Raw genomic sequence first — 24,866 nt, 5'->3', positions numbered from 1 at the left:
GGCGATGTGCAAAATAATGCACACCGCCTCTAAAATAAATCTTATGCTATTTTTACACGCCCAAATGATACGTCAACGCATCAGCATCCTCACCAGTAATCTCCTTAAACGCCTTTACATAAGCATTCAGCTGAGCGCTGTACTTCTCATCCAGCTCATTACCATCTGCATTGGTCTTGTAATCTACAATATGCCAGTTTCCATCCTTACAATAGAGTGCATCGATGACACCGTTCCAGATGGTCGTCCCATCAGTATCATCCTTGTAACAGAACGGAACCTCACAATAAACCTCATCAGCAGATAGAAGCGTACCAAGAATATCCTCCGGTGCACCATTTGTCTGCTCATAACCACCATTCTGGATATCTGCCGCCATTTTGCCAAGCCTATCCGCGATAGTCTTTTCATAGCGCTCATTTTCATGAGTTCTGTATTCCTTAATGATCTCAGATATAGCCTCTGACACATCCATCTGATTTTTAGATGAGACCAGCATTTCCATGAATTTATGTGCCATCGTTCCTAGTAGTGCTGCAGGAACTTTATCATTTACAGACTGCTTAACCTTATCACCTGCTCCCTCGCTATTATCTGAAGGCACCATATTATTAACATCAGCTGCATCAATATCAGACAGCTTTGATTTCAGGACAAGTTTACTTGGTGATTCCACCGAATAAGTCATAGTCTCGGAATCTCTATCATTAAGTGCGCATTCACTCTGTGCCTGATCATAAAGCTTATCAGCAGAAACCTGCTCTACCTTTTCTTTTTCCTTTTTAGATGCCTTATTGATCGTCTCAAATATATCTGGTGTGCTTCCCTCAATAATCGGCTTCCATTTACAGTTGGATACTTCCTTGCCACTTCTCAAACCAACACTATTGCATATGATAAGTGAATTTCTTGCTCTGGTAGCAGCCACATATATAAGACGTTGCGTTTCTGCCGCAAGCGCTTCCTTCTCAGCATCTTTTTCATCCTTAAAGTCACTTGTCTCAAAAAGCGAATAGCTGGTTCCGTCTTCATTCTTTTCGCCTCCAAGAGCGAATAGGTATCCTTCCGCTCCTGTATCTTTATGAACAACCCGCATGGAAGCATTACCAGCTCGCGAGGATGCTGCTGCCAATATAACAATAGGAGCCTCCAAACCTTTTACCTTATGAAGGTTAGCCATGTGAACACAGTCAAGTCTTTCATTTAAACTAAGGCATCTTTCTTCTTCGGATTCTCCCAAGGCAATTTTAGACAGATATTTTGCGCCGTCCTCAAGCGTAATGACTAATCCTGCCTTTTCAGCGTTTCTAATAAGTTCCAGCGTGTAATAGATAACTTCGATATTCTCAGCTTCCACATTATTGTATATTCTAAACTCATCCATTATCCTTACAAAAAGCGCCGCCGGTGACAGTCTTGTGGCCTCTTTCTGTAATTCTCCTATTTGGGATAATTTATCAGCCACTTTTCTGGCAACGTCACTGAAACTGTCCTTATCGATTTCTCCCGTAGATATATAACCGCCCTCTGCCTTAAATGCTGTAATTTCGGCTTTGGTTAATCCTAATATCTTTCCATTTAGGGCACCATAAAGAGCAATCTTATCCCCAGGATCTGCAATAGCCGCATAAAGTCTATGCATTGCCTGGAGAGCCTCATTCTCTTCAAACGGAACATTACCTTCAACCTTTGCAGGGATTCCTCTGGTATCAAGTTCAGCCATTATTGGAGCCAGATTATCTTTCTTAGCAGTTATGACCATAAAATCACTATACTTTATAGGTCTTGGCTCCTTGTCACTGCTACTCTTTAGTTTGTAATCCTCTCTTCCTACCAGCCTTTCTATAATATCAGCAATCTTAATTGGGTCTGCTTCATTTGCAAATTCCCCAAGTTCTTTTCCTGTATAAGCCTTATATGTATAAATACCCTGGAACACGTCCTCGTTTGGCACATCTGCCAGCGGTATTTCTTCATACTTACTCTGGTTCTCTGTTTCCTCAGAAAGCATCTCGCCAAATACTCGATTGAAATATCCACACACAGGAAGCGTCGATCTGAAATTCCTCGTCAGATATGCAATTGTTCCCTTATTCTTTTCGAACAGCTTCTTCACATTTAGAAATGAAGCCACATCCGCACTTCTAAAACGATAGATAGACTGTTTTGGATCACCAACAATAAACAACGATCCTGGCTTTGGAACGCAATCCCTCCAATTTTCCACAGGCTTTTCTGCAGCCAGATAAAAGAACACTTCAGCCTGCATGGGATTGGTATCCTGAAATTCATCAATAAGGAAATAACTATGCCTGTTGTATATATAGTCAATCAGCTTTCCCTCATTACCTGCATCCTTTCTCAGCATATTTCTCAGATAATATAGATAATCAAAAAAGGTAAGATTGCCCTTTTCAAGCATTGCTGCCTCAATTATCGGTATGCACATATTAAGAAAAGACATGGAAATATCATAACGACTCTTCTGCAGTCGGGTAAACAATCCATCTTCTTTAGTTACTACGAAGTCAAGCCACTTTCCCTGCTTCCCTCCAGGCTCCAGCATCCCCCCAAGCGAAGCTCCATACTTTTCAAGTCCCACAGGAAGAACTCGGAGTTTTTTGAGCTGCTTCATTCCGGATATCGCCCCGGTAAAATTGTTACTCCAACGACCTTTTATCTTCTTATAGATATCCCCTATCTTTTCCCATGCTTCGACACTGCCTTTTTCAGCATCATATTTTAATTCCGGATGCTCAATAAGACATTTTAATGCTGCTATTAGACTCTCTCTTTCCTGTGAAAACTCCTTATCTATATCCAGCGACTTCATTTCATCATAATTGAAATGAACATTTCTGTTATTCATAAATAGTGACATGCCGCGAACAAATACAGCTTCCGGTCCATAATGCATTGCCCTGAAAGCTCTCGCTGCATCTGCCAGATCTTTTCCATACTCTCCATCACAGATTTTGACATACTCCTGTTTAAAAATTGTATCCACATCTGTATCCGATACTATCTGCGAGTCAGAAGGAATCCCAGCTTCTGAAGGATGCTCAGACAAAATCATGCTACAGAAAGAATCAATCGTACCCATGAAACATAAATCTATATTCTGCAAGGCAGTTTCGCAGAGCTTCCTTGTTTCTTCAGTGGGCTCAGGTAACTGCCCTGCGTAACCTTTATCCTCCCATTTATAGTCGGGATTACTCCTCTCTATAAGGAGCTTCTGGAACCTTTCATAAAACTCACCGGCTGCTGCCTTGGTGAAAGTAATGGCACAGATCTTACTTATATCGATCCCTGCCTCGACCATTGCAACCATTCTGCTGACGAGCATTGTAGTCTTACCGGAACCCGCTCCTGCTTCAACAAAGAAGTTAGTGTTTATCTCGGATATGATCTTATTGCGAGATTCTGTATCCTTTTCGAGTGCATTATTCATATTACTCATTTAGATCTCCACTCCTTCCTCTTTCTGTTTTCCGCATATAGAACCATACTTGCAGTACTTGCATGGATTGTTTTCTTTATCTATTACCGGTATAGGGAATTCACCACTAAGCATAGCTTCCTTAAATGTGTTCAGTTTCTCTGAAAGTTTATTTTTCATCTCATCATCATACTTACATCTGACAGTATCTCCGAGCCTCAGATAACGGTACTCTCCCCCGGATACTTTGTATCCTTTCTGTTCCATAAGATATGCATATATAACTATCTGCAGGCATGTATCTATATCATCTTCAACATGAGAGACCGACCTGGCTGTCTTGAAATCAACTATTAAGTATGTTCCATCATCAAGCTTCTCAACACGATCAGGAAATCCTCTCAGCTTCACTCCACTTTCATGAGCAAAATGGATATCTTCCTCCTTGAGCGCAATCTCCCTGTGAGGATCCATCTCATAAGCTGTTTCCATCATCTCCATAAACTGCTCTTTGGCAGCCTCCACGTTTTCTCCAATAAGCGGGGGATTCTCCTTTATGTATCTGTCAAAATACTCACCTGACATTTTCAAGAAATCATCTTCTCCGATATCCGTTCCACCTGTCTCTTCCATGAGCTCGTGTGCCATTGTTCCACTTGCACTAGCAGATATAATCTCAAAAGGATCCTTCTCTTCCGGCTCAGGTATTCCCAGGATATAACTAAGCCAGAATTTTCTCGGACAACCAAAGAATGAATCCAGCGCAGTCGGAGAATATTCTTTATCGAGATTCCATCCCATATTGTCTTCATCAATACTATCTGTCATATCATTTTTGATAACTTTGCCCTGGTTGTATGCATCACCAATAAGCCTTGTTAATGATATTGAAGGCTTGAAATAATCCACTTTTTCAATGCTGTTATCCAGATCCTTCGCCGTTGCAGTCTTGCCATTTGCCTCTCTGAACAACTCGAATATCATGGAAGACGCATTGTCCTTTTTCAGTTCAGATACATTAAGTCCTGCATATGATGCGTAAATATCTGCCCCAAGGGATGTAGCCAGTTTTGCCAGCTTCAGAAGCTGTTCCCTTTTCCTCAGAATCTTTGCATCAGATGTAAGATACTCTGCACCATTTCCGAAAAGTTTCAGGTCCTCATCCAAAAGGAGATAATTCTCTTTGGGTGATCCCGGATATTTTGAAGCTGATAGCCCCATGATAAAAAGGTTATCCCTGATACATGTAATTGCCCCATCAATTGAAGTTACATGAATCTTACCAGGCTCGCTTCTCTGTATGCATACGTTACTCTTTAGAATATTCAATATGATGCTGTCTGTATCCTGTACAATTCCTGATTCCCTGATCACTTTCAAATCTTCATAAATACTGCTCTTTGCAGCGATATCAAGATTCATGACAAGCCTATCCCTGTTAGTGTCTGCACCTTTTCTAATATAGGAATACTTAGAGATAAATGCTTCTGTGGGAAGTGCAAGTTCCTTAGCCATTACCTCAAGGCAAGGAATACAAAGATATCTCTGATAAACAGACTTATAATTCTTACCCTCACTCTCACCAAGATTTGCCAGCTCTTCCTCAACTGCCTTCTTGAATTCCTGGAGCCTTTGCTTATTCGTCTGCTCATCCGTAGTAAATCGTATGCCTCCGAGCACCTCGTAAAAAACGCTCCATCTGAAATCCTCATCCCTCTCCGGGAATTGGTCATAGAGTTTGTTCTTGTCAAAAGCACCATTACTAAGCATAGCGTTAACTGCATCCGCTCCGAAGAATCCGGATGTAGTCCATGCATAGTATAGTGAGAGCAGGCGTGCCGGATTGGAGTTTATAATCGGAATCCCTGTTCCAAAGGTAATCGGCAAGTCATATAGCAGCGCATAGTCATAAAAAAGCTGTCCATAAGTAGCCGGATCCGTCACAGCTACAGTACACTGATCAGCCTTCTTTTCCTTATAAATGTGTTCGAGCACACTCTCTACTTCATTTGGTGCACCATAACAATTCTTATAACCCGAGATCTTTGTTGTTTCTCCTGTTGTTCCGTACAGCTCACAGATACTGATCGACTTATATTTTCCACCGGAAAGTTTCTCAACTAGCTTCTTCTCAAGAGGACTTAGAGGATATTCCTCTAAAATATAAAAGTCAGCAGAAATATTGCCACACTCAGTGATAGCCTTACGCACTAGTGCCACTGCATCAATAGCTTTCTCCGATGCTAATATCTCCACATACTTTTTATAAACACTGAAAAGCGCCTTGTTTTTATCCTGAAATATTCCCTTGTTAAGAGTATCTTCCAGAGCCTTCTCCTCATTATCATCTGCCACAAGAAAGCGCATCCTTCTTACAGCCCTGGTTATCTCCTGAATGTCAGAATATGTGGCATTCCCAAAATATTTTTCTCCCTCAACTGCCTTTGCTATTACTGCCTCTTCCTCTGCAGAATCCATAAAATCCTCTGTAATATGTATACCAGATCGCATATAAGCCATCCTTGCCAGTTCTCCGGAATTACAAATACGCATGTTTATCGTATTCTGACCATGCATAGCAAGACTGTTTAAAAGCTCATTGCTATTTACACCCGGTGCTATAATTATCTTCTCTCTCATTTATTCTCCCCTTCGAATAAGTAATTCCTAGCAAAAAGAGCCGGTAATAAACCAGCTCTTAGCATTCACTTTATTTTCGTTCCACGCTCTTTTCGATAATTGAATGTACCAGATACGACGGAATATCTGCCATGTTCATGTTCAGGTTTTCCTGATCTTCAAATAGAGCAAGCACGAAAAGATTCGCCTCATACTCTGCTTCCATGTTGATCTTGCCACCGACATTAGCAAAATTGTTCAGTGTATCATCATGTAAAAAGATATGTCCCAGCTCGTGAGCGCACATTATTCTCCTGGAGCGCTCGTCATAATCTCTGTTTATTACAATGTATGGAGCATACCCTTTAAACTTAACAGCCTGTGCCTTGAACCACTTCATGCATGGAATATTTTCTTCTACCCTTATCCCAAAAATCTTAGCAAGTTCATACGGGTCCGAAGTGTGATACGTCCTCTTCAGTCCTGTAGCAAACTCAACTATTTCTTCTTTTCTCATCCCCCGATGCCCCCTTTTTCTGATATCTGTGACTCATAACCTTAAGATGTCCAAGTAACTCATTGGCAAACTCGACAATAGTATCCTCATCCATCTGATCAGGGTCATATCCTCCAAAAGCGGCCAAAGTTGGAGTTTTTAAAATAAATTCTATTGCCTCCTGGGGATTCTCAAAGTGGTTTGGCAGCTTTGAAAGCTCGTCATCCTCTTCAGGCACTTCTTCGGAATTCCCCATTAGTTCCGCAGGAGTGACTCCCAGTATCTTACATAATTTATCAAATGTCTCAACCGGAATCTTTGTAATACTGGATGCCTCATATCTGTATACAGTTGTATAAGATACACCCAGCTGTTCTGCTATACTCTCTGCAGAGATTCCCAGTTCTTTTCTTCTCTTTTTTAGTCTTTCTCCAATTTGCATATTCGTATACCTCGCCTATGTAACATATATTACACCTCTACTTGCATAAATGCAAATTTTGTATTGACATCTATTTGCATAAACGCTATATTGTGATTCATAGAATTACTTGCATAAATGCAAATATTATTTTCAGCATTCTTGCACAGATGCAAATATCGGAGGTAAAAGTATGTTAGAAGTAAAAGCAAAAGGCAAAGAAAATATGCCCAAGGTAATGGTAATCGGTATCGGAGGAGGCGGAAATAACGCTGTGACACGTATGGTATCCGATGCATCTGAATATGTTGAATATGCCGCACTCAATACTGATTCCATGACACTCGACAGGTGCCCTGCTAATAAACGTCTGCAGCTTGGTTCAAAACTCACGCAGGGTTATGGCGCTGGCGGGGATCCCGTTATTGGTGAATCCTCTGCAAAAGAAAGCGAAGAAGAGATTTCCAATCTGGTCCAGGATGCAAATATGGTAATCCTTACCTGCGGAATGGGTGGCGGAACCGGCACCGGAGCCATCCCTGTTGTAGCTCAGATATGCAAAAGTCTTAATATCCTCACAGTTGCGGTTGTTACAATGCCCTTCTCTTTTGAAAGTCAGCCCAGAGTCTTAGCCGCTCAGACCGGACTAAAAAAGCTTGAACAGAATGTTGATACACTGCTTGTAATCCCTAACGACAAATTACTCACCATTACTGATAAGCCATTCTATATGGACGAAGCATTTACCCTTGCTGATTCTGTACTTAAATATACAATCGAAGGAATGACCAACATCATTTTCAACCATGGCACCATTAACCTTGATTTCAACGATCTGAAGTCCACCTTGAAAGATAAAGGTTATGGTCTCTTCGGTATTGGTATCGCCAACGAAGAAGAAACTATAATAGATGCTGTGGAAAAAGCTATGTGCTCACCGCTTTTGGAAACAAACATTACCGGCGCTTCCAATATTCTTCTGAACACAAGCGGAAAAATTGATATTGTCGCGCTGAATAAAGCCGTTGCTTATATCCGTGATCAGGCCGGTGAAAATGTAAATATCTTCTGGGGCACTGTTGGTAGCGATTCCTCTTCATCTGAAGTTGTAGTAACACTTATTGCAACCGGCATGAAGCAGGTGAAATCCCCTGTTGTACCAAAACAGCCTATACCGCAACCGGAAAAGGCAATTCCTCAGCCGCCTAAGGCAGAACCACTTCTAACTCCGAAGCCAGCAACTCAAAAAGCAGTTTCTGAAACAGAAGCGAATCTGGATATTCTTAAAAGAGTTAATACTGCTGCAGATGTCCAACCACAGCCTCAAAGGGAAATCAGATCACAAGTCCGTCCATTAACGCTTGAAATTCCTCCGTTTTTAAAAAATAGGAATTCTTTGTGAAAAAGAATAACATAACTAATGTACATTTTTTTGAACATAAAAAGTAGCCAACCCATAGTGGCTACTTTTTTATAATCGGAGTCGCAAACAGTGACGTATTTTAAATCCACCTGTTTGCATTTATTTTTTTAACCATAACCATTGTGCATCTAACATTTTCAACTAGGACACCACCCGGCAAAGACATTCAACAATATCAAGATCCAGCGCAGCACGAAATTGTTCAAAATTCTCTTCAAGAATAAATCCTCTGGATGTTCTTTTTACTATAAGCGGTTTGATAAAGTCTCCATTTTTATAGTATTCATCAATTTTATCTTGAATAGCTTTTTCGTCCATTTCTCCCGTGTAATACGCAGTCGGAAGAGAAATATCATCCACGGAGAGGAATAACTCTTTAGTCTTCGGTTTGCTTATGCTGTTATGTATCAAATCACATTTGTCTGCCTTAATAACAGTTCCATTTTTCTTAATATAATCAGCCATTGCCGGTAAACAACTTTCATTTTTGCTGTACCTATAAAAGTACTTCATCCGTCCAAGGATTATTAGTTCCCTCTTTGCTCTAGACAATGCCACATTCAATCTCTTAGTATCCTTAAAAAATAGAGTTGGCTGCACTGCTCTAGTAGTGCAGAACACAACAACATCCGCTTCACTACCTTGAAAAGAATCCACCGTATCTACATAAATATCATCAATCTGGTAATGAATTCCGGCTTTTACAAATGTATTACTAATCAGTCTTTTTTGCCCCTTATATGGTGTTATTACTGCGATTTTACATGACGGATTTTTCTTCCGAACACTTATCACCAATGATACTGCTGCCTGAGCTTCTACAGAATTTGTAATCTGCTTATTAGTTTTATTCTTTTTTTCAGTATACTTTTCAACATCATCAAAGTTGATAAATGTAAGATTCCCTTCAAACAACACAGGTTTCTTTTCTTCAGTACCTATACCATTCTTAAGTTTCCCTTCATAAAACAGAGTACTAATCGCAGTCCCAATCACTGCAGGCATGCGGTATTGCGTATCAAGCATTACTTTATTTGAGGCAGGCGCATTATTATATAGTCTTTCAAAAAAACTATGACAGAACAGATCATTCTCAGAAATAGCTCGTTCCTCGAGATCTATCTTTTCCTCATCATAAAGGATAGGATTAATTACTGGCGGCAATTGCTTTTGATCTCCAATAATAACTGTCTTCTTTGCCCTGACCAAAGGAATCAACAATTCCGCAGGAAGCGCTTTTCCCGCTTCATCTATAACAACAAGATCAAACTCTGTCCTTTCAAGCCCAATATTACGTCTAGCTAGCCCAACACAAGTTGCACCTATCAGTCGATGTTTCCTAATAATAAGCTCACATAAAGCAGGGCTGTAATCATTGGACTCACTCGTAACGATAGTACTCTTCCAATCTTCAAAGAATCCTTTATCGAATTCCTTTTCTCTCTGCTCCAAATCCTCCAAGTATTCCTGGCACCTTTTCTGTAATCGAAGTCTTTGAAATTTCTCGCTTATTTTGTTACCATTACCGCATCGAACTGTCTGCTCATCATATTTTTTTATCAATTCAGATAATGCATTATCTACCGCGACATTCGCTTGTGATACTATTAAAATCCTTGCACTGTCATTTGTATCAAATATCTGTTCAACCAATTCTCTTATAACTGTTGTTTTACCAGTACCAGGTGGCCCCTGAATTAGAAATATATTTTTTTCTTTAAATGCCTGCTCAACAGATTTTTTTTGAGATAGATTTCCAACAAGTTGCTTATTATGAAAGGGAACAAGTTCTTGACTATTATCAAAATTACTAATAATAGAAGCACTATTGAGACACGCAGCTTGAATCATAGGATTTATGACTTGACCAATTCTAAATTGTCGTAATGCTGCTTTCTGCTGATATTCTGCATACGGTCGATTGGATGCATACAACTCTATACTATTTAAATCTTCGCTAAATATATCTGCCACATTTTTTCCAACAATTCTAAGTCTTCGCCCTGAATCAATGACAGTTGTATCATACCTATTATCACCATCGTCTTTTACAAAAAATTGCGGTCTCCACTCGCGTTTAAGCAATGAATCAGCCTTCTGAGTAAACTGATGTATAAATTTTTCCAATTCCTTTGTGTTTATCACATCCACGAATACCATATTTCGTTTCTCTGTATCCACCCTTTTGACATCAACTTGTATACTGTCCCCTTGCTCCAATACAGAGATTAGCTGGTTTGTGATATTCTCCCATTTAAAGAAGTATCCCATTCCTTCTCTATCTTTTCTAATTTGGTTCTGAATTCGAAATTCTTCAAATAAATCCCATATTAAAGCTGCGACATCATCAATATCATCGATATCCATGTAATGCTGGATCATTTCAATAGATGTCCCAGCAAAATATGGCGTAAATCCCACATCAAAAGGTAAAAAAATATCATCTGCCGAGAACGTTTTTTCTCCACTCTTACATAACCCATGAAAACGGAAGTAATACCTCAAAATGTCTGAACGATCCTCATATTCATCAACCTCTAAATAAAATAATGGTATATCTCCAAATTGTAGCTTAAGTAATGAACCTTTCTTTAAAACGGCATCATTAGAATCTACTGGTCCGATTAAAAACTCTTCATCATAGCTCAGCAGATTGTTCTTTTCATAATAATCCATAAAAACAGGCAAATCTTCTTCAGAAAAACAAAGCGGAAAAGACCTGAATGAAAAGGAAGAAGCGGCATCTTCTTTTCTTTCGCTCACTATAACAGGATAACCTGTCCTACCATTACCATATGAAAAATAATCAAGATTATATTCCCACTTAACAGGATAGACAGTGAGTGTCGCCCGAATTGGAGGAAAACGATTGGGATTAATTAAATTCTCTTTAGGTAACTGTAATTCCAGCCTATTCTGATATGTCAGTATGATATATTGCCGTTGAATTTCCTTAACAGTAGCAGATAGTCCCAAATGAGTATTTGCTAATTCATATGCTTTAAAGGCACCTTTTTCTAAGGATGCGCTATATTCTTTTCGATGCCCAGCTGTGATCATTATAGGCACTAAACTCTTTTCAACAAGCTCATATAAACCAATATCTGTAATCCGTACCGACAAAGTAAATAAATTAGGAATGTCATATTTTACAGAATTTCCAGTAACTTGTTCTATATCTATCCATAATAGCTTACCAATATAAGGATAATTTGAAGGAAGTTGCATGCAGAAAACTTCTGGTTCACCACTGCTGTAAATCTCATGGCAAACTTCATCGCTATACACGTCAAGATATTGAATATAGCTATAGCACTTTTCTTGAGCTTCACTTAATTGTCTAAGTAATAATTCAAGACTGCTTCGTCTTAGTGGTGTTTGAACAACATCCTTTGCTCTTAACGCTGAAATAACATTCCGCTTTGATTCCTTTATTTCTTCATGCAGTATAGTGAATTCAGCTTTTCGAGCTTCTGCTTGCGATCTCAGGTAAAAACAAAGCTCTCTTTTCTTACCAATAATAATTTCATTGTTTTTAATCGCTTCGTTAGTACTAGCGGCTTCTGACTCCTTATAATGCGAACGGATTTTATCCATTTCATCATCGATTTCTTTTTGCTTATTCAGCTCGGATTCTGTCAGCTCACCAGCAATAAAGCTGACGATTCTTGCAGACAAATATATCCCGGCAGCAATTAAAACTGGATTCATTGCCGTACTCTCCCTTCATAATATTAAGGTATTAAGCTCTTATTATTTCCTTCGATAATTCCAGCATTGTCTTGTGCAAATCATCTCGACTAGCCCTTGATTCCTCGCTTAAAAATACAGCATCTTCCATGTTATTTATTTTGTTAGATTCATCCATTAGCATCTGAACAATGTTTTGAATCATAGCCCATTTAAGTTCACCTTTCGCAGTTGCCTCTGCTATTTTCTTATATTCCAATTCAATATTGGCTTTTGCCTCTTCATGGCGATTATCCTCTTTCTTTGCATCAGTCTCTGCCTTACTAACTTTTACTGAATTATCTGTATCTGTTGTTCTTCTACGATCTAGAGTTTTATTGACACTATCAACAGTGTCTGTAAGTATTTTTACGTCTTTTACCGCTGCATCTAATAAAGCTAAAATTTTATTTGCTTTCCCTTGGACAACCACATTTTGTTCTCTATCTTCATTAGCCATTGTTATCTTCCTCCTCAATAAAAACTGTTAATAGCTTATTATAGTCTCGTAGTGTTTTTCGTATTACCTCTTCAACCTCATCACGATAAGGATAATCAGGGTCTATCTGTATATCATTGAATATGTCTCTTGCCTTATGAAGTTCCTCACTAAGACAACTAATAAATTTTCGAACTTCTTTATCTCTAAAATCTCCATCATGTATTTTAATCTTTACTCGCTCATATGTAATATCAATTTTACGAGCCGCCTCTTGAACATAATGCTCAGTTCTGTTCTTTTCCAACTCACTATACTCTTTTTGTAAAGCTCGTTTTTTTTCATCTTTCTTTTTTGTATTATTATGCTCTTCAACAGATTCATAAACATCTGCTGCCATGTGTAATGTTCGAATAGCTGCCTCTAGGTATAGCAATTTAGGATTTTCAGACAACTCCATTGTGTGAACAAAATCGCCAATCAGCTCCGGAATAAAATTAAAAGCCGCCTCTTGCCTCATCCCCACACACCTCCATTCTGTTATATGGAAAATAACGAATCTGAAATAAATTCTCTCGACTAATTTCTTTAAGATATATCCCCTTACACTCAGTCTCATCAACACCAACTTTTACTGGTCGAGTTTCTAAAACATATATCGATTGATCATTTGGCTGTGGTACAAGATCATCTTTTGTTCGGATAATTTGCCCAGTAATATTGTTAACTATCGTGGTGATCTTGTCAGCTTCGTCTTCTTCATTTACTGTTTTTATGAGTAGTTTTCCCTTATCCGATAGAAGGTCTTCATATTTATCACCTATACAGGAAATTTTCGTAATAATCTCTCTATATGGGTCAATCCAACTGTATTGAGGTTTATATGTTACCTTATCGCATGAAATAGCTATCTTTACGCATGAATCATTTTCTGAAGAATATCCTCCTTTAAAATCCTTAATATAAACCGGCTTATATTTTGTTTCCTCCCTATCAATCTTTACTGTAGCATAAAGACTGTTCTTAATCTCAGAACAAAAGGGTGTCTCTGCTTCAATGCAGTTCTTTGCTATTTCCAATGAATTCGCATAGTTATCATTTCTAGTTAACGCTGGAATATAATTCCCTCTGAGAATGTAATGATTATCTGGATTTCTTACATACAGATCATCTTCAATAGGTTCAAATCTATCGGCAAATACGTTAAAAGCAATATTGATTCCTTCCGATAATTCTGAGAATTTCTCCAAAAGCATTCCATATTGTTCACCTAATTCCGTAAGAGTTTGTCTATCGTCATTAATAAGTCCACCATGGATTAAATAGTCAATTTCTTCTTTAATTGTTGTATTTCCCATTTGTGTCAACATATTTATCTCTTCAACAGTATGACCTTCATAAAGTGATAAGATTATAAACTTTGTTAGATCCCCAAGCTTATCTATAATGACAGAATGGCAATAAACTTTTGCATTTCGAATTGGACAGTAAAACTTCATCTCAAACTCTTGGGAATGAGCTTCCACTTTTATGTTCTTTTCTATTTTTTTAGTATCAGTAACCTTGAGCCATTCTCTATTCGGTTTTATCATCCTAGGTCCATTTTGTTTCGTTGGCTGCCTTTCCTGCTTTCCCGCAGGAGACGGTTGAGGTACAGATGGTCTTACCGGTTCTACTTTCTTGTATAAGAAATCTAATATTCCCATCTCATTATTCTCCCTTCCAATACATGTATCCTAGTCTATATGTTTCTTAACTCAATCAATGATTAAAGCCATTGCTTGCCTATGCTCTCATCCCTTCTGTAAACATAGCAGTTTGCGCATCTGGGACTTATCTTTATGCACCCATACCATGGATTCCAAATTGCCATATAAATGCGCTCCCATTTTTATTAAGAGCACTTACGCTCCCATCACATCGTTTCTCACCTTATCTTATGAAATATTATACTCGCTTTCAGGCTGCTCCCACACCCATTTTAAGCAGATCACGATTTCACAAAAGCTTCACGCTTCCCCCACAAAATTTTAGTTTGGCTTAAGTAAGATTAGTTATCATAAGAACATCAAGAGGAACACAAAACCTCTTGGCGCCCCTCATAAGAACACTTTTCTTCATAAAACACAAGCTGCCAGAAACATGACAATCTGGCAGCTACCCCTCAAAAATTCAGCTGCAGAAATGCAGCTTTTATTTATGATTCCATCCTTCCAAACTGAAGTACTCTTCGCACCACTCTCTATTACTTATACATCCATCTGAATCATAGAATTCACAACTTGGATCGTCATATATAGCACCACCTGGACCAAGTAATTCTGACCAGTACTTAACATTTCCCGCTTTGCACTCATCAGAAAGCAAATTCGCCCTCTCTGTCCCAATATAATAAACAGCTATTGATCCAGCTTCACTATAAAGAAACACATATAATCCCAACTGTGGATTATACAAATCTTTCCCCTGCTGTATTGTAGTCAGCATATCCTCTGCAGAATCAAATCTCATCACATTCTCCATTCATTACTTGAACATAGTGCTTACTATCTGATACTGCGATATGCTGGCAATCATCTTCCCAAGTTCAGCAATCATCTTGTTCTGATTATCCAGCAATTGAATGATTTTCTCGTTCTGAGTTCTGTTTTCAAAAGCCAAGAGCTTGATTGTTTCTGTAAGCTCTTCAATTGAGGTTGCCCCTTTTCCTTGCCCCACAGACCAACCACAGTCTGGGCAGAAACTATCATTACCACTTAATTCTCTTCCACAATTTGCACATTTAGCCATAATGAACCTCCTTAGCTCATAGCAATAATCCCCGCAAGGATTATTATCACTGCCGCAAATAGCAATTCCGAACCGAATCCCGAATATAAATGATGTTTAACAAACATATACGCCTCCAGAGTCAATTCCATTAGTTCCTTATAATTTATTAATACCACCTCATGTGTCCAATAATCCCCTCTGTTAACAGTCGCTCCACATCTGCATTTCCGCTCTCAGAACGTGAAAAAGCGCTCCCTGCCTGATCGAATTTACATCAAGCAATGAGCGCTAGGTATTTATGCACCTTTCCACACACTATTTACTTATTCTCAGCATCAAACTTAAATCTTCACTTTTTTCTCTTATCATCAAGCAGAAAACCTGCCAGCAATATCACCGGTACAGCCAGCACAGACAATAATGCCATAGCTCCGTACTCAATACCGGACTTATTACTGTTTTCGCTTTCATTTCTTTTATCCTTATTATCCATGCTGCCTCCTTCCAAATACATTACTGTAATTTTCACTATACCTGAAACAATAAAGTCTGCAAGCTTTTCATATTTAATAGTCCATCAGAACACATTTACATTCCTTGCAGATATATCCAGCATTTCGAGGTTTCATCCATCCATTCCCCAAATTTATCTGCACTCCACCCTCTGAAGCAGCCTTTTTAGCAGTCAGGAGCTGTGGGAATACACGGTTAAAAACATCCGATGTTGCCCAGAAAAGCACCGGCCATCCCCTGGATGTATTCGCACTAACACTGATCTCTCCTTTTGTCATCTCATTTCCGCATTTAGGACATTTCATGCAATCTCCTCCAAACCATTGTTATCTGTTGTTATGATAATTATACAAAAACCTGATTACGCAATGCATATCCGCTATGGTAAAAACTAAGTATCTATTCTTCTAATAGTGCAAAAAAGAACGGCATTCTTTTCATGTAATCCTTAAGGTTAGTTTAAGGTGAGCATTATATATTATATACATCGAGAGGCGAAAGCCTTTTGGAAAATCTTTTATAGAATACTTTTTTCATAACATAATACTGCCGGGTAGTTAACGCCCGGCAGAACCCCTTCAAAATAAAATCGCCAGGATCTTCTGCTTTGATTACTAATCACAGAGGATTCTGACGTTCCCTATTTTTACTCTGACATATCAATATGCTATCCCTTCAGCATCAAGTCTCAATCTGTAAAACTCCTGCAACCATTCAGGCTGTTCCTGCACTGTCTTAGAAATATCCCTTAGAGTCCTTTTTCCAACTCTCCTATCAAAAATCGCCAGCATCCTTATAACCGGATCCTCATCGGCAATGCTATCCTTTATATCCTGATTAAGATACTTTTTTATGGAATAGGGAACTAAACAAGAGTCAACGATACCATCTTCTGCTGCTCTGATCCTACCCTTTTCTTCTGCAGCAAGATTTACCTCCTGATTGATTATTTCCCCATCATCAGTCCACTCCCGTCCAGGAATATTCTGCTCCCTTTTAACTTCAGCTCCATACCTGAATATTGCCATTTCATTATATGGATTTGCCTGAAAAACTTCCTTCCCATCTATTCTTACAGCAAATCTTCCATAATCATCCGGTGCTCCATGATAATTTGTCCTGAAATATTGAACTCTGTTTTTTAAGGTCTCACATAAAAGATCCTGCTCAAGTTTTTTCCTTATACTGCTCCAAGACTGTGGCATCACTCATCTCCTTCTTCTCTGTCAAATATATAGTCCTTTGCATCCAACTCCTCTTCCGTCCCGAAGATCGTGAGCTGTTTTGCATTCTTAGTCATTTCATCGTAGGCCGCTCGCTCAGCCTCTGTTAATTCTCTTATTTGCAACAATAAACCCTACCTTTTTTGATAATACACGTAATATCCCTTCAAACAACTGCCGATATCTATACTGTCACAATCAATCTTTGGAGGAATATCTGATATGAAAAGAGATAAAATCGCATGCTCCTGCAAAAACGTTAATTATGGCAAAATCCTCGATGCTGTCAAAAACGGTGCAGATACATATGAAAAAGTCCAGGAAGTAACTGGATGTGGTACCGGCTGCGGAAAATGCCGTGACTTCATCACTACAATGACCCGCGATATCATTATGTTTCCCGAAGATTACGCATGATCATATCCCAGATATTTCATAACAGTCTCAAGCCCTTCCATCGGAACACAGAACGTTCCGTCACGATGTTTGCAGCCTTCAAGCACTTCATCTATATCGAACCACTTAACTCCTTCAACTTCCTCGGTCTGGAGGACAAGCTTCGTCTCATCCACTGGCTTTTCATAGACATATACAAAAGCTACCTCATTGTCTCTAAACATCTTTCCATGAAATTCCATCTCATACTTGATATGGAACTTACCGGCAAAAGTAAAGTCACCCTCATGAGCTTTTATTCCCAGCTCTTCGAACAGTTCTCTCTGCGCTGATTCCAGCGGATCATCACCTGCCTGGATGTGACCGGCTGAAGAAGTATCATACATCGATGGAAACGATTCCTTGTTTGCGCTTCTCTTTTGCAGTAATACCTGGTATGAATCACCAGCTTTACGGACTATCCATGTATGAGCAGTTCTATGAGAAATCCCCTTATCATGCGCTTCTGATCTTGTGACTGTCCTGCCCACAGGAAAGCCATTATCATCTGTTACATCAAAAATCTCTTCCAAGAAAATATCCCCCTCGCTTCATAATGTATCAATATTATAACGTAAAAATCCCCAGAGCATTGACCAAAATCGATCTACTACTCCAGGGATTATTTCCTTTATACATTTATTAATTTTGAAGAATCACAGTGTGAAAGTAGCTCCGAATGCAACTGTCATTTTCTCTTTATTGTAGAATGCTGAAAGCTTCTCAAGGCAATCATCATACATTTTACGAAATGCTTCGTTTCTCTGCTCTCTCTTAACTTCTGCTTTTCTTGTATCCTGAACATCGTTAAATCTCATAGTATTTACACCCTTTCTTAGTTGTGGTATATGTTAGCCGTTTGGCTGTTTCTTTTTTCTTTCTGAGCTTATAATATTACTTCCTGACTTTTTAAAACACAATTTTCGTTGGTTTTATTATCTATTCATTGCGTGTCCTCTCTGTAGCTGTATGTAATTATGTTATACATCACTCAGCAATATCCCCATATCAATTTAGTTGGAATTTTATAATTTTTATCAGGCTAATTTTCGAACGTCCTCGAGGGTCCTCGAACGCCCTACGATTGAGGCCCATTCGATTGAGGGAGTGACACTAGAAAACGCAACAAAGCGCCAGTAATCCCATTTTCTGAGGATTATTGGCGCCATTTTATTTTATAAGGAGTACAGCCCGGCTGATCTCACAAAATCCCCTACCAGACTAAATGCCATGTGGCTACATACCCTACTACCCAGAGGATGGATCATTTCATTCTGATATGCATTATGACAAACAAAAACAACTATTTGTATATAGCTTAAAAATCAAAATCATCAAAATCGTCAGCATCAAAACCTGCATCCTCGAGGGCTTCACGTCTCTCATCCGGATCCATCATCTCCAGATTATCCCTGGAAAGGCCAGCCATTTCAAGCTCGTCCTCGAGTTCATCTTTCTCATCATCAAAATCGGATGAGTCATCATCCGATTTGAAAACTGTATCATTTATAAAAGCCCATTCACCGGCATCTATATGCCCGTCATTATTCAGATCAAATGGAGTATTTCCAAACATATCATCAAAAGGTCCCTTCATAGCCAGCTCCTTTCTAATCAGTGATGATCATTCCAATAATCTTCAGCTGCATCATAAGCTTCATCTTCATCATCGTAGTCATCTTCATAGTCGTAGAATTCTTCATATTTATCATCAGCAAAATCCTGAGCGGATTTATAATCGTAAACATCATAGGAATCATATTTCTTCTTGGAGCTTGAATATGACTTCTTTGAAGTGCTCTTCTTGCTGCTGTATGAAGAGCTGCTTGATGTTGTTGTAGGCTTATGCTCATAACAGTAAATGCTGCCGGTACTTCTCTTCCTAGTACATCCAGACTTAGCGCAATGGCCTACGGAAGTACTTGTATAAGACTTGGTACTGCTTGAAGAACTCGTAGATGACTTATGGACATAACAATATATGCTTCCGGTGCTTCTTTTTCTGGTGCATCCAGATTTAACACACTGGCTGTTATATGCACCTACACTCATCGGTATACTTGCAAATATGGTAATCGCTACAGCGAATGCTGTCACAAGAGTAATTATAGTCTTCTTCATGATCCCGCCCTCCATAACTTCTCTGAAAACGGTGTGGTATCTCTATATACAAGATAATCCTTTTGGGTTGCCAGTTACATATCCACTTAAGCAAAATACATGCCTTTATTTCTATATCATGTTACTCTCCATGAAGCCATCCCGTATCCTGATTATAAGGAATATCCGGATAATCCTTCTTAAGCTCGTTCTTGAAAAGCACTATATGCAATAGCACCGATAAAAAGGCTGTCAGTTCAATATATCCAATCCAAAACACAATAATATCAGAATGACTTCCTATAAAACTTCTTAATACAAAATCAATATATTCCATTCTGCACTCCCCTCATCAATCTTTAGCATATTCCCCATACAACCGTAACTGTATCAGTTATATCGATATCATCTGGCTCAATATCCATATCATAGCCATCAGTACTGCATTTTGCAGTTTCACAACAGAGCATATCCATGTGCATAGGAGCGATTTCCATATTGATCTGCCCCCAGGAATAATCAATAGTCTGTATATCTCCAAGCTTTACTCCTGCAGCTGCGGTCAGTATTTCAGCTTTATCCCTTGAATCCTTAACAGCTTTACCAAGCAGTTCGTTCTTAGCAGCTGTCTCATCCTTCACAAAGAAACTGATTCTGAACTCAGGACGTATTATCAATGCATTCGCAAGGGAATATAAAATCTTTCCGAGCCTGTCATTATCAGACTCAAACTCAACCTTAAGAACATGCCTGAATCTATATCCGACGAATCTACTTTTCCAATCGCCATTTTTGTCATGATAACTCTCATTCTCAACCTCAACATTAAAAGAAAGAGTCTTAACATCTTCACTTGAAAAATCATGCTTCTTCAGTATTTTTTTTAATTCTTCTGTATCCTCCGATGACTGCTTCAACGTACTGGAATATTCCTTTTTCACGCCTTCCAGAGTAATAGTAATTCTGGTCATATCAGGCCTTACTTTAAGATTTCCTTTACCGGTGATACGTATTGTTCTCTCGATTGCCATAATTCTGTCCCTCCTACTATTATGCCAACGCTAATCCTGCAAACAAATCTCCCATACAGAAACTAAGATGATCAACATCTTCTTTTCTAGCAGTCTCATACAGCTCATTGAGCCTGTAATCAGGATCTGTCTCTAGCTTTGTAAAAAGAACTGCTGTATTGGCAGCATCCACCAGACCATCATGTGCTCTTCCGTCAGGTGCTATGTTAGATATGAAAAGTGCCTCCTCAAGGCTATATGCCATTCTTCTATCCATCTTCCGTCCGAAGGTCTTCTGACAATCAATCCAGTTTGCAAAGATAATCTCAAGGCGATCATCCTCGATACCCTTTTCAAATGTTTCACGGATAATCTGCTTGGGATCAGAATTGCTCCAGGATACACATCTGACATCATCTGCCGGCAGCCAATCCAAAAAGGATTCCAAAGCATCTTCAAAACAAGGAGCATTCTCAACATCTCTCTGAGAAATACCAGTCAAATTCTCGATAAAGCTATCTATGTAACCAAATTCAGGCTTAACATACGTATTGAACTCATCGATAATCTCATAATCCTCATCAAGAAGGACTGCGCCAATCTGAATGGTTTCCTGACGATAGTTATAGCCTATTTTCCTATAAGCCTTAGGAACCATACACATTTCAAGATCTATAACTGCATATTTCATATATATTTCCTCTTAACACTCCAGTAGATTTTCTTATGCATCATTATCATTGCTGCTACTGACTACAGTTTACTTAATATGCTGTCCTATAACTATACCTGTATAGTCGAATTCCTGTTTGTTTCTCAATCGCAACTGGACTAATCGCGAGGGTAGCCAACTAAATATCAGTCTGAATGAAAGGTATCTTTGGTTTTTCCTTTCGCATCTCAATTCTGAATTTAACAATATGGACCAAGAGTGAAAATTCCATATATGTTTCTAATAGACTAAGGAAGAATTCCCAGCGCATCCCTGCCATTGCAAAAAGATTCTCCATGAATATATTAAAATAGTATAGTAAATCAGAATTCAAAAACACGATATAAAAACCAAACATTATGACTCCCTCCTAAACATCTTCATCCCAATCTCCCATAGCCCAATGCCACGCTTCTCTATCTTCCCTATCACGCTCAAGTTCTTCCTGCCTACGGTAGAATTCTTTCTTTTCAGAACGCGACATATTCTTTGTGAGTTTTTCTATTTCATGGTCTGTTAACCTTACATCATGTTCATCATCACTTGAAAAAAATCCGAATAATCCCATATATACACCGCCTTTCACAAGATTCAATCGTCTGTAGCAATAATGTCAAGAAACCCTTTTCCATATCCCTATTGGCACATCACCCTTTTTATATATCATTTCAATGTCTTCACCTCTTCTTTTAAATCCGACAAGCTCGAAAATATAACCAGCATTATCTATTGCCTCCATGATTTCCTTGTCAGATGGATTTGGAGGAAGCAGAATATGCATCTTCATTTCGCAAATGCTTTTATAATGCCAGTTTTCTTGCTCATCCTGAAACTGTTCCAAGTATTCAAAGATTTTATATCCTTGCATCGGCCACACTCCCTAATTTTTCATACTCATCACGCGTCATAGAATATACTATGATGTTTTCTCTATCATCACTTTTGCGATTATAGAAGCGTTTTCTTAATCTTGTTTCTTCAGAAAAACCTATCTTTTCCAGCATCCCTCTTGATGCTTCGTTTGTTTCTGCGACTTTTGCCTCAATTATATAGAGATCATCGTTCCCAAACCCTTTTCTCATAACTGCATTTACAGCTTCATAGGCGTATCCTTTTCCTCTAAACTTTTCGCCTATAACATATCCAAGTTCTCCGTATTTTTGCTCACTGCATGGAATATCCAAACACACATATCCTATTGGCGTTTTATCCTTCCGCAAGCAGATACTGTAATTATTGATTTTCTTTGACATATCATCACAAAACTGTGTCATCTCATCTACATTTTTAAGCGGAAATCCAGGCAAATACTCCTCCAGAGAACCACCCTTTCCCCAATTTTCATAGCATTTACTTGCTTCTTTTTTACTAATTTGCAATATGATCAATCTCTCAGTAAAAAGCAACATTCTATCTTCCTCTACGCAACATCGTTTTGGTAATTCTCTTACCTGCACAGCTGGTTATAATACTCATGAGTACAATATAGTTTCTTTCCCTTATTAGAAATAATGTAATCAAGCTGCCCGTTTGAAATTAAACTATCCATCAATCTTCGTGTTTCATCCTTTGATAGACTTACATACATCCCATAATAAGGTTTTGTTACAAAGAACGGAGCAATGTAGGCTGATTCCTTTCCCACCAAAATGTTTCTTATTGTTGTAACATATGAGTAGCCATTGTATTTACTACGAGTATTCTCAAGATCTCTAACCATTGAAACAAGTAAACTATCATCTACGTTTTTCATTGATTTTCTCCCTCCAACTTTTCAGATGCTACATAACAAATCCATTTTCTTTGATAAGCCTCCTAGCAATCATCCGATTTATCTCCTTTCCCTTTATTGTGATTGCTATAGATTTTTTCCCATTAGAGAAGATGCCATGATCTCCTCTAATCCGAACCAAATTAAATCCATTCTTATTAAGAACTGTTATAAAATCTCTGGTTTTATAAATTCTCTGATTACTCATGGCAAGCCTCCTCTCCTACTACTTTTCATCTAAGAACACCGGTCGTTCTTTATTCTGATTTAATTTTACTGTTTAATTATTTTTTCCTAATTAAAAAAACTATGCGAACATAATACCCAAAGTCCGCATAGTTTTTTACATCTCAGGATGCTATTCCCTGCACATCTGACAGAACCAGCGTAGAGAGCTTTTCATTACTCAAATCAGTCTCATCGAACAATCTGTCCGCCTGGTTCATCATTGCTGTCTCAAAGAAATTCCTTACCTCTCTAGCATTTGCAAAGTTCTTTCCATGATTCTGATACATCTTTTCAAACACAGATGAACAGTGCTGGATCACTTCACCAGTAGGAACATACCCTGAGTTTTTGCACATAAGCTTGAATATCTCAAGAAGCTGTATGTCGTTGTAGTCCTCAAAGTTAATGTACTTATTAAATCTGGAACGAAGCCCAGGATTTGAGTCAATAAATCCAGCCATCAGCTCTGGATAACCCGCAACTATAACAATCAGATCTTCCCTATGGTCCTCCATCTGCTTCAGTAATGTATCAACAGCTTCCTGCCCATAGTCATTCCCACTATCAGAATATGTAAGAGAATATGCCTCATCAATGAATAGAACTCCACCAAGCGCTTTCTCAACAGTTTCCTGAACCTTTAACGCAGTCTGACCAACATACCCTGCGACAAGCCCGGATCTATCCGTCTCGACAAACTGTCCCTTAGAAAGTATTCCCATAGCATGGTATATTTGTGCCAGTAATCTAGCCACTGTGGTTTTTCCTGTACCCGGATTTCCATAAAACACAAGATGATTCGAGACAGGAATATCTTTAAGGCCACGTTCCCTACGGATTTTCCTTATTTCCTGCATATGAATAAGTGTATTAACATCTTTTTTAACACTCTCAAGTCCAATAAGACTATTCAATTCATCCAATAGCTCCGGTAAACTCTTCTCCTTATCTCCAGATTCATTGAACTTTGGCAGAATTTCTCCAGGATGAACATCGCTGACATCAACCACACCCTCAACCTGATCAGAAAAAGCTGCATGCTCTCTTTTATAATTCTTCAGCATGGACATGTAAGTCGAAAAGTCCTCAATCTCCTGCCTGTCAGCATCCCCATCACATACAATGAATTCCTTCCCGAGGCAATCAAATACATCTATAAATGACTGAGCTACAGAATATGAAACATCCAGTTTATCTCTAAATACCGCATTATCCTGATCCACAAGCCTTATTAGTGTAGCCGGAGGAGTACTTTCATAGTCTGTAGAGTATGTCCTGTTCTGATCAATGTACTTCCTTAATTCTTCCGGGGAATAATGCAGATTAAAGTATTCCTGTAAAAAATCAGCCTCACTCTCAGATATAGTTCCATCAGACGCCGAAATATAGGATATGAAATCAACAAACTCTGTCTTTAGGGTATTCTTCTCCAAGCTACCAGATTCAATCGCACCTGATGCTGCTGAATTAGGGTCACATAATTCAAATAACTGCTTTATTGCTTTCTTTAACTCTTTATTCATTCTTGTTTCCTCT

29 protein-coding genes are annotated in these 24,866 nt (G+C 38.7%); 2 read left to right on the top strand and 27 right to left on the bottom strand.

The window, feature by feature from the left end:
- Window positions 1–52: 52 nt before the first annotated feature.
- The 4 genes from G586_RS0111055 to G586_RS24940 form a co-directional block, all read right to left on the bottom strand.
- Window positions 53–3,460 carry a UvrD-helicase domain-containing protein gene (locus G586_RS0111055; RefSeq protein ID WP_026527812.1) on the bottom strand — a complete coding sequence of 1,136 codons (3,408 nt, stop codon included), beginning with the start codon at window positions 3,458–3,460 and terminating at the stop codon, window positions 53–55.
- Window positions 3,461–6,079 (bottom strand): PD-(D/E)XK nuclease family protein, encoded by a 2,619-nt coding sequence (locus G586_RS0111050; protein ID WP_026527811.1) that lies wholly within the window; start codon window positions 6,077–6,079, stop codon window positions 3,461–3,463.
- A 70-nt stretch (window positions 6,080–6,149) separates the two neighbouring features.
- Window positions 6,150–6,575, bottom strand: a complete 426-nt coding sequence (locus tag G586_RS0111045) for an ImmA/IrrE family metallo-endopeptidase (protein WP_026527810.1) — start codon at window positions 6,573–6,575, stop codon at window positions 6,150–6,152.
- Window positions 6,553–6,996 (bottom strand): helix-turn-helix domain-containing protein, encoded by a 444-nt coding sequence (locus tag G586_RS24940; RefSeq protein WP_022761977.1) that lies wholly within the window; start codon window positions 6,994–6,996, stop codon window positions 6,553–6,555. Before G586_RS24940 ends, G586_RS0111045 begins: the two co-directional genes overlap by 23 nt.
- A 172-nt stretch (window positions 6,997–7,168) precedes the next feature.
- On the opposite strand from G586_RS24940, the gene ftsZ reads away from it, so the two are divergent.
- Window positions 7,169–8,377 (top strand): cell division protein FtsZ, encoded by a 1,209-nt coding sequence (ftsZ, locus tag G586_RS0111035; protein WP_026527809.1) that lies wholly within the window; start codon window positions 7,169–7,171, stop codon window positions 8,375–8,377.
- A 162-nt stretch (window positions 8,378–8,539) separates the two neighbouring features.
- Here ftsZ and G586_RS24935 read toward each other — a convergent pair whose 3' ends face one another.
- The 10 genes from G586_RS24935 to G586_RS0110985 all read right to left on the bottom strand — a co-directional run bounded on the left by G586_RS24935 (window position 8,540) and on the right by G586_RS0110985 (window position 17,056).
- Window positions 8,540–12,109 (bottom strand): DEAD/DEAH box helicase, encoded by a 3,570-nt coding sequence (locus G586_RS24935; RefSeq protein WP_051204732.1) that lies wholly within the window; start codon window positions 12,107–12,109, stop codon window positions 8,540–8,542.
- A 31-nt stretch (window positions 12,110–12,140) separates the two neighbouring features.
- Entirely contained in the window at window positions 12,141–12,587 is a 447-nt protein-coding gene (locus G586_RS0111025; RefSeq protein WP_026527808.1) for a hypothetical protein, read from the bottom strand.
- Window positions 12,580–13,086 (bottom strand): hypothetical protein, encoded by a 507-nt coding sequence (locus tag G586_RS0111020; protein ID WP_026527807.1) that lies wholly within the window; start codon window positions 13,084–13,086, stop codon window positions 12,580–12,582. Before G586_RS0111020 ends, G586_RS0111025 begins: the two co-directional genes overlap by 8 nt.
- A complete protein-coding gene (locus tag G586_RS0111015; RefSeq protein WP_026527806.1) occupies window positions 13,064–14,272 on the bottom strand; it encodes a hypothetical protein in 1,209 nt (402 codons plus the stop codon). The genes G586_RS0111020 and G586_RS0111015 overlap by 23 nt, the downstream gene beginning before the upstream one ends.
- A gap of 62 nt (window positions 14,273–14,334) precedes the next feature.
- Complete coding sequence (locus G586_RS26115) at window positions 14,335–14,439, bottom strand: DUF5131 family protein (RefSeq protein WP_330363270.1); 105 nt, start codon at window positions 14,437–14,439, stop codon at window positions 14,335–14,337.
- A gap of 320 nt (window positions 14,440–14,759) precedes the next feature.
- A complete protein-coding gene (locus G586_RS0111010; protein ID WP_026527805.1) occupies window positions 14,760–15,077 on the bottom strand; it encodes a hypothetical protein in 318 nt (105 codons plus the stop codon).
- Window positions 15,078–15,092: 15 nt separating this feature from the next.
- A complete protein-coding gene (locus G586_RS0111005) occupies window positions 15,093–15,356 on the bottom strand; it encodes a zinc ribbon domain-containing protein (RefSeq protein ID WP_026527804.1) in 264 nt (87 codons plus the stop codon).
- A 331-nt stretch (window positions 15,357–15,687) separates the two neighbouring features.
- Window positions 15,688–15,831: a hypothetical protein gene (locus G586_RS26110; RefSeq protein WP_155834111.1), complete on the bottom strand. Its 144-nt coding sequence runs from the start codon at window positions 15,829–15,831 to the stop codon at window positions 15,688–15,690.
- A 73-nt stretch (window positions 15,832–15,904) separates the two neighbouring features.
- Window positions 15,905–16,156, bottom strand: a complete 252-nt coding sequence (locus tag G586_RS0110990) for a PF20097 family protein (protein ID WP_026527803.1) — start codon at window positions 16,154–16,156, stop codon at window positions 15,905–15,907.
- 354 nt (window positions 16,157–16,510) lie between these two features.
- Window positions 16,511–17,056 carry an SF0329 family protein gene (locus G586_RS0110985; protein ID WP_026527802.1) on the bottom strand — a complete coding sequence of 182 codons (546 nt, stop codon included), beginning with the start codon at window positions 17,054–17,056 and terminating at the stop codon, window positions 16,511–16,513.
- A gap of 240 nt (window positions 17,057–17,296) precedes the next feature.
- Between G586_RS0110985 and G586_RS0110975 the strand changes: the two genes are divergently transcribed.
- Complete coding sequence (locus G586_RS0110975) at window positions 17,297–17,491, top strand: (2Fe-2S)-binding protein (RefSeq protein WP_026527801.1); 195 nt, start codon at window positions 17,297–17,299, stop codon at window positions 17,489–17,491.
- Here G586_RS0110975 and G586_RS0110970 read toward each other — a convergent pair.
- The 13 genes from G586_RS0110970 to G586_RS22655 all read right to left on the bottom strand — a co-directional run bounded on the left by G586_RS0110970 (window position 17,482) and on the right by G586_RS22655 (window position 24,853).
- The gene (locus G586_RS0110970) at window positions 17,482–18,042 is read right to left on the bottom strand and encodes an NUDIX hydrolase (RefSeq protein WP_026527800.1); all 561 of its coding nucleotides are present in this window, start codon (window positions 18,040–18,042) and stop codon (window positions 17,482–17,484) included. The two genes, G586_RS0110975 and G586_RS0110970, sit on opposite strands and share 10 nt — an antisense overlap.
- 123 nt (window positions 18,043–18,165) lie before the next feature.
- On the bottom strand, window positions 18,166–18,327 hold the full coding sequence (locus tag G586_RS26100; protein WP_155829783.1) for a hypothetical protein: 162 nt from the start codon (window positions 18,325–18,327) through the stop codon (window positions 18,166–18,168).
- A 500-nt stretch (window positions 18,328–18,827) separates the two neighbouring features.
- Window positions 18,828–19,106, bottom strand: coding sequence for a hypothetical protein (locus tag G586_RS0110960; protein WP_026527799.1), 279 nt, complete (start codon window positions 19,104–19,106; stop codon window positions 18,828–18,830).
- Window positions 19,107–19,123: 17 nt separating this feature from the next.
- Entirely contained in the window at window positions 19,124–19,630 is a 507-nt protein-coding gene (locus G586_RS0110955) for a hypothetical protein (protein ID WP_022763329.1), read from the bottom strand.
- A gap of 121 nt (window positions 19,631–19,751) precedes the next feature.
- Window positions 19,752–19,946 carry a hypothetical protein gene (locus tag G586_RS0110950; protein WP_022763328.1) on the bottom strand — a complete coding sequence of 65 codons (195 nt, stop codon included), beginning with the start codon at window positions 19,944–19,946 and terminating at the stop codon, window positions 19,752–19,754.
- Window positions 19,947–19,968: 22 nt separating this feature from the next.
- Complete coding sequence (locus G586_RS0110945) at window positions 19,969–20,640, bottom strand: SIMPL domain-containing protein (protein WP_242832003.1); 672 nt, start codon at window positions 20,638–20,640, stop codon at window positions 19,969–19,971.
- 19 nt (window positions 20,641–20,659) lie between these two features.
- Window positions 20,660–21,310: a 3'-5' exonuclease gene (locus G586_RS0110940; RefSeq protein WP_026527797.1), complete on the bottom strand. Its 651-nt coding sequence runs from the start codon at window positions 21,308–21,310 to the stop codon at window positions 20,660–20,662.
- 391 nt (window positions 21,311–21,701) lie between these two features.
- Complete coding sequence (locus tag G586_RS0110930) at window positions 21,702–21,899, bottom strand: hypothetical protein (protein WP_026527795.1); 198 nt, start codon at window positions 21,897–21,899, stop codon at window positions 21,702–21,704.
- Window positions 21,900–21,944: 45 nt separating this feature from the next.
- The gene (locus G586_RS0110925) at window positions 21,945–22,199 is read right to left on the bottom strand and encodes a hypothetical protein (protein WP_026527794.1); all 255 of its coding nucleotides are present in this window, start codon (window positions 22,197–22,199) and stop codon (window positions 21,945–21,947) included.
- On the bottom strand, window positions 22,186–22,788 hold the full coding sequence (locus tag G586_RS24930; protein ID WP_196811587.1) for a GNAT family N-acetyltransferase: 603 nt from the start codon (window positions 22,786–22,788) through the stop codon (window positions 22,186–22,188). The genes G586_RS0110925 and G586_RS24930 overlap by 14 nt, the downstream gene beginning before the upstream one ends.
- Window positions 22,779–23,084 carry a hypothetical protein gene (locus G586_RS0110915; protein WP_026527793.1) on the bottom strand — a complete coding sequence of 102 codons (306 nt, stop codon included), beginning with the start codon at window positions 23,082–23,084 and terminating at the stop codon, window positions 22,779–22,781. Before G586_RS0110915 ends, G586_RS24930 begins: the two co-directional genes overlap by 10 nt.
- A 28-nt stretch (window positions 23,085–23,112) precedes the next feature.
- Window positions 23,113–23,310: a type II toxin-antitoxin system HicA family toxin gene (locus tag G586_RS0110910; protein WP_026527792.1), complete on the bottom strand. Its 198-nt coding sequence runs from the start codon at window positions 23,308–23,310 to the stop codon at window positions 23,113–23,115.
- Window positions 23,311–23,452: 142 nt separating this feature from the next.
- Window positions 23,453–24,853 (bottom strand): AAA family ATPase, encoded by a 1,401-nt coding sequence (locus tag G586_RS22655; RefSeq protein ID WP_035773059.1) that lies wholly within the window; start codon window positions 24,851–24,853, stop codon window positions 23,453–23,455.
- Window positions 24,854–24,866 lie beyond the last annotated feature (13 nt).

The organism is Butyrivibrio sp. VCD2006, from assembly GCF_000423925.1.
Classification (GTDB): Bacteria; Bacillota; Clostridia; order Lachnospirales; family Lachnospiraceae; genus Butyrivibrio.
The sequence above is the reverse complement of the archived record's forward strand: the minus strand, read 5'-3'. Positions and strand labels throughout refer to the sequence as shown.

What these genes read in the sequence shown, in the direction of transcription:
- G586_RS0110955 (WP_022763329.1), bottom strand. Translation starts at nt 19,630, where the DNA reads ATGAAGAAGACTATAATTACTCTTGTGACAGCATTCGCTGTAGCGATT.
- G586_RS0111045 (WP_026527810.1), bottom strand. Translation starts at nt 6,575, where the DNA reads ATGAGAAAAGAAGAAATAGTTGAGTTTGCTACAGGACTGAAGAGGACG.
- G586_RS0111050 (WP_026527811.1), bottom strand. Translation starts at nt 6,079, where the DNA reads ATGAGAGAGAAGATAATTATAGCACCGGGTGTAAATAGCAATGAGCTT.
- G586_RS0111005 (WP_026527804.1), bottom strand. Translation starts at nt 15,356, where the DNA reads ATGGCTAAATGTGCAAATTGTGGAAGAGAATTAAGTGGTAATGATAGT.
- G586_RS0110960 (WP_026527799.1), bottom strand. Translation starts at nt 19,106, where the DNA reads ATGAAGGGACCTTTTGATGATATGTTTGGAAATACTCCATTTGATCTG.
- G586_RS0110925 (WP_026527794.1), bottom strand. Translation starts at nt 22,199, where the DNA reads ATGCAAGGATATAAAATCTTTGAATACTTGGAACAGTTTCAGGATGAG.
- G586_RS0111020 (WP_026527807.1), bottom strand. Translation starts at nt 13,086, where the DNA reads ATGAGGCAAGAGGCGGCTTTTAATTTTATTCCGGAGCTGATTGGCGAT.
- G586_RS0110910 (WP_026527792.1), bottom strand. Translation starts at nt 23,310, where the DNA reads ATGAGTAATCAGAGAATTTATAAAACCAGAGATTTTATAACAGTTCTT.
- G586_RS0111015 (WP_026527806.1), bottom strand. Translation starts at nt 14,272, where the DNA reads ATGGGAATATTAGATTTCTTATACAAGAAAGTAGAACCGGTAAGACCA.
- G586_RS26115 (WP_330363270.1), bottom strand. Translation starts at nt 14,439, where the DNA reads ATGGCAATTTGGAATCCATGGTATGGGTGCATAAAGATAAGTCCCAGA.
- G586_RS0110985 (WP_026527802.1), bottom strand. Translation starts at nt 17,056, where the DNA reads ATGCCACAGTCTTGGAGCAGTATAAGGAAAAAACTTGAGCAGGATCTT.
- G586_RS0110945 (WP_242832003.1), bottom strand. Translation starts at nt 20,640, where the DNA reads ATGGCAATCGAGAGAACAATACGTATCACCGGTAAAGGAAATCTTAAA.
- G586_RS0110975 (WP_026527801.1), top strand. Translation starts at nt 17,297, where the DNA reads ATGAAAAGAGATAAAATCGCATGCTCCTGCAAAAACGTTAATTATGGC.
- G586_RS0110950 (WP_022763328.1), bottom strand. Translation starts at nt 19,946, where the DNA reads ATGGAATATATTGATTTTGTATTAAGAAGTTTTATAGGAAGTCATTCT.
- ftsZ (WP_026527809.1), top strand. Translation starts at nt 7,169, where the DNA reads ATGTTAGAAGTAAAAGCAAAAGGCAAAGAAAATATGCCCAAGGTAATG.
- G586_RS26110 (WP_155834111.1), bottom strand. Translation starts at nt 15,831, where the DNA reads ATGGATAATAAGGATAAAAGAAATGAAAGCGAAAACAGTAATAAGTCC.
- G586_RS0111025 (WP_026527808.1), bottom strand. Translation starts at nt 12,587, where the DNA reads ATGGCTAATGAAGATAGAGAACAAAATGTGGTTGTCCAAGGGAAAGCA.
- G586_RS26100 (WP_155829783.1), bottom strand. Translation starts at nt 18,327, where the DNA reads ATGAGATTTAACGATGTTCAGGATACAAGAAAAGCAGAAGTTAAGAGA.
- G586_RS24935 (WP_051204732.1), bottom strand. Translation starts at nt 12,109, where the DNA reads ATGAATCCAGTTTTAATTGCTGCCGGGATATATTTGTCTGCAAGAATC.
- G586_RS0111055 (WP_026527812.1), bottom strand. Translation starts at nt 3,460, where the DNA reads ATGAGTAATATGAATAATGCACTCGAAAAGGATACAGAATCTCGCAAT.
- G586_RS24940 (WP_022761977.1), bottom strand. Translation starts at nt 6,996, where the DNA reads ATGCAAATTGGAGAAAGACTAAAAAAGAGAAGAAAAGAACTGGGAATC.
- G586_RS0110915 (WP_026527793.1), bottom strand. Translation starts at nt 23,084, where the DNA reads ATGAAAAACGTAGATGATAGTTTACTTGTTTCAATGGTTAGAGATCTT.
- G586_RS0111010 (WP_026527805.1), bottom strand. Translation starts at nt 15,077, where the DNA reads ATGAGATTTGATTCTGCAGAGGATATGCTGACTACAATACAGCAGGGG.
- G586_RS0110930 (WP_026527795.1), bottom strand. Translation starts at nt 21,899, where the DNA reads ATGGGATTATTCGGATTTTTTTCAAGTGATGATGAACATGATGTAAGG.
- G586_RS0110940 (WP_026527797.1), bottom strand. Translation starts at nt 21,310, where the DNA reads ATGAAATATGCAGTTATAGATCTTGAAATGTGTATGGTTCCTAAGGCT.
- G586_RS0110990 (WP_026527803.1), bottom strand. Translation starts at nt 16,156, where the DNA reads ATGAAATGTCCTAAATGCGGAAATGAGATGACAAAAGGAGAGATCAGT.
- G586_RS22655 (WP_035773059.1), bottom strand. Translation starts at nt 24,853, where the DNA reads ATGAATAAAGAGTTAAAGAAAGCAATAAAGCAGTTATTTGAATTATGT.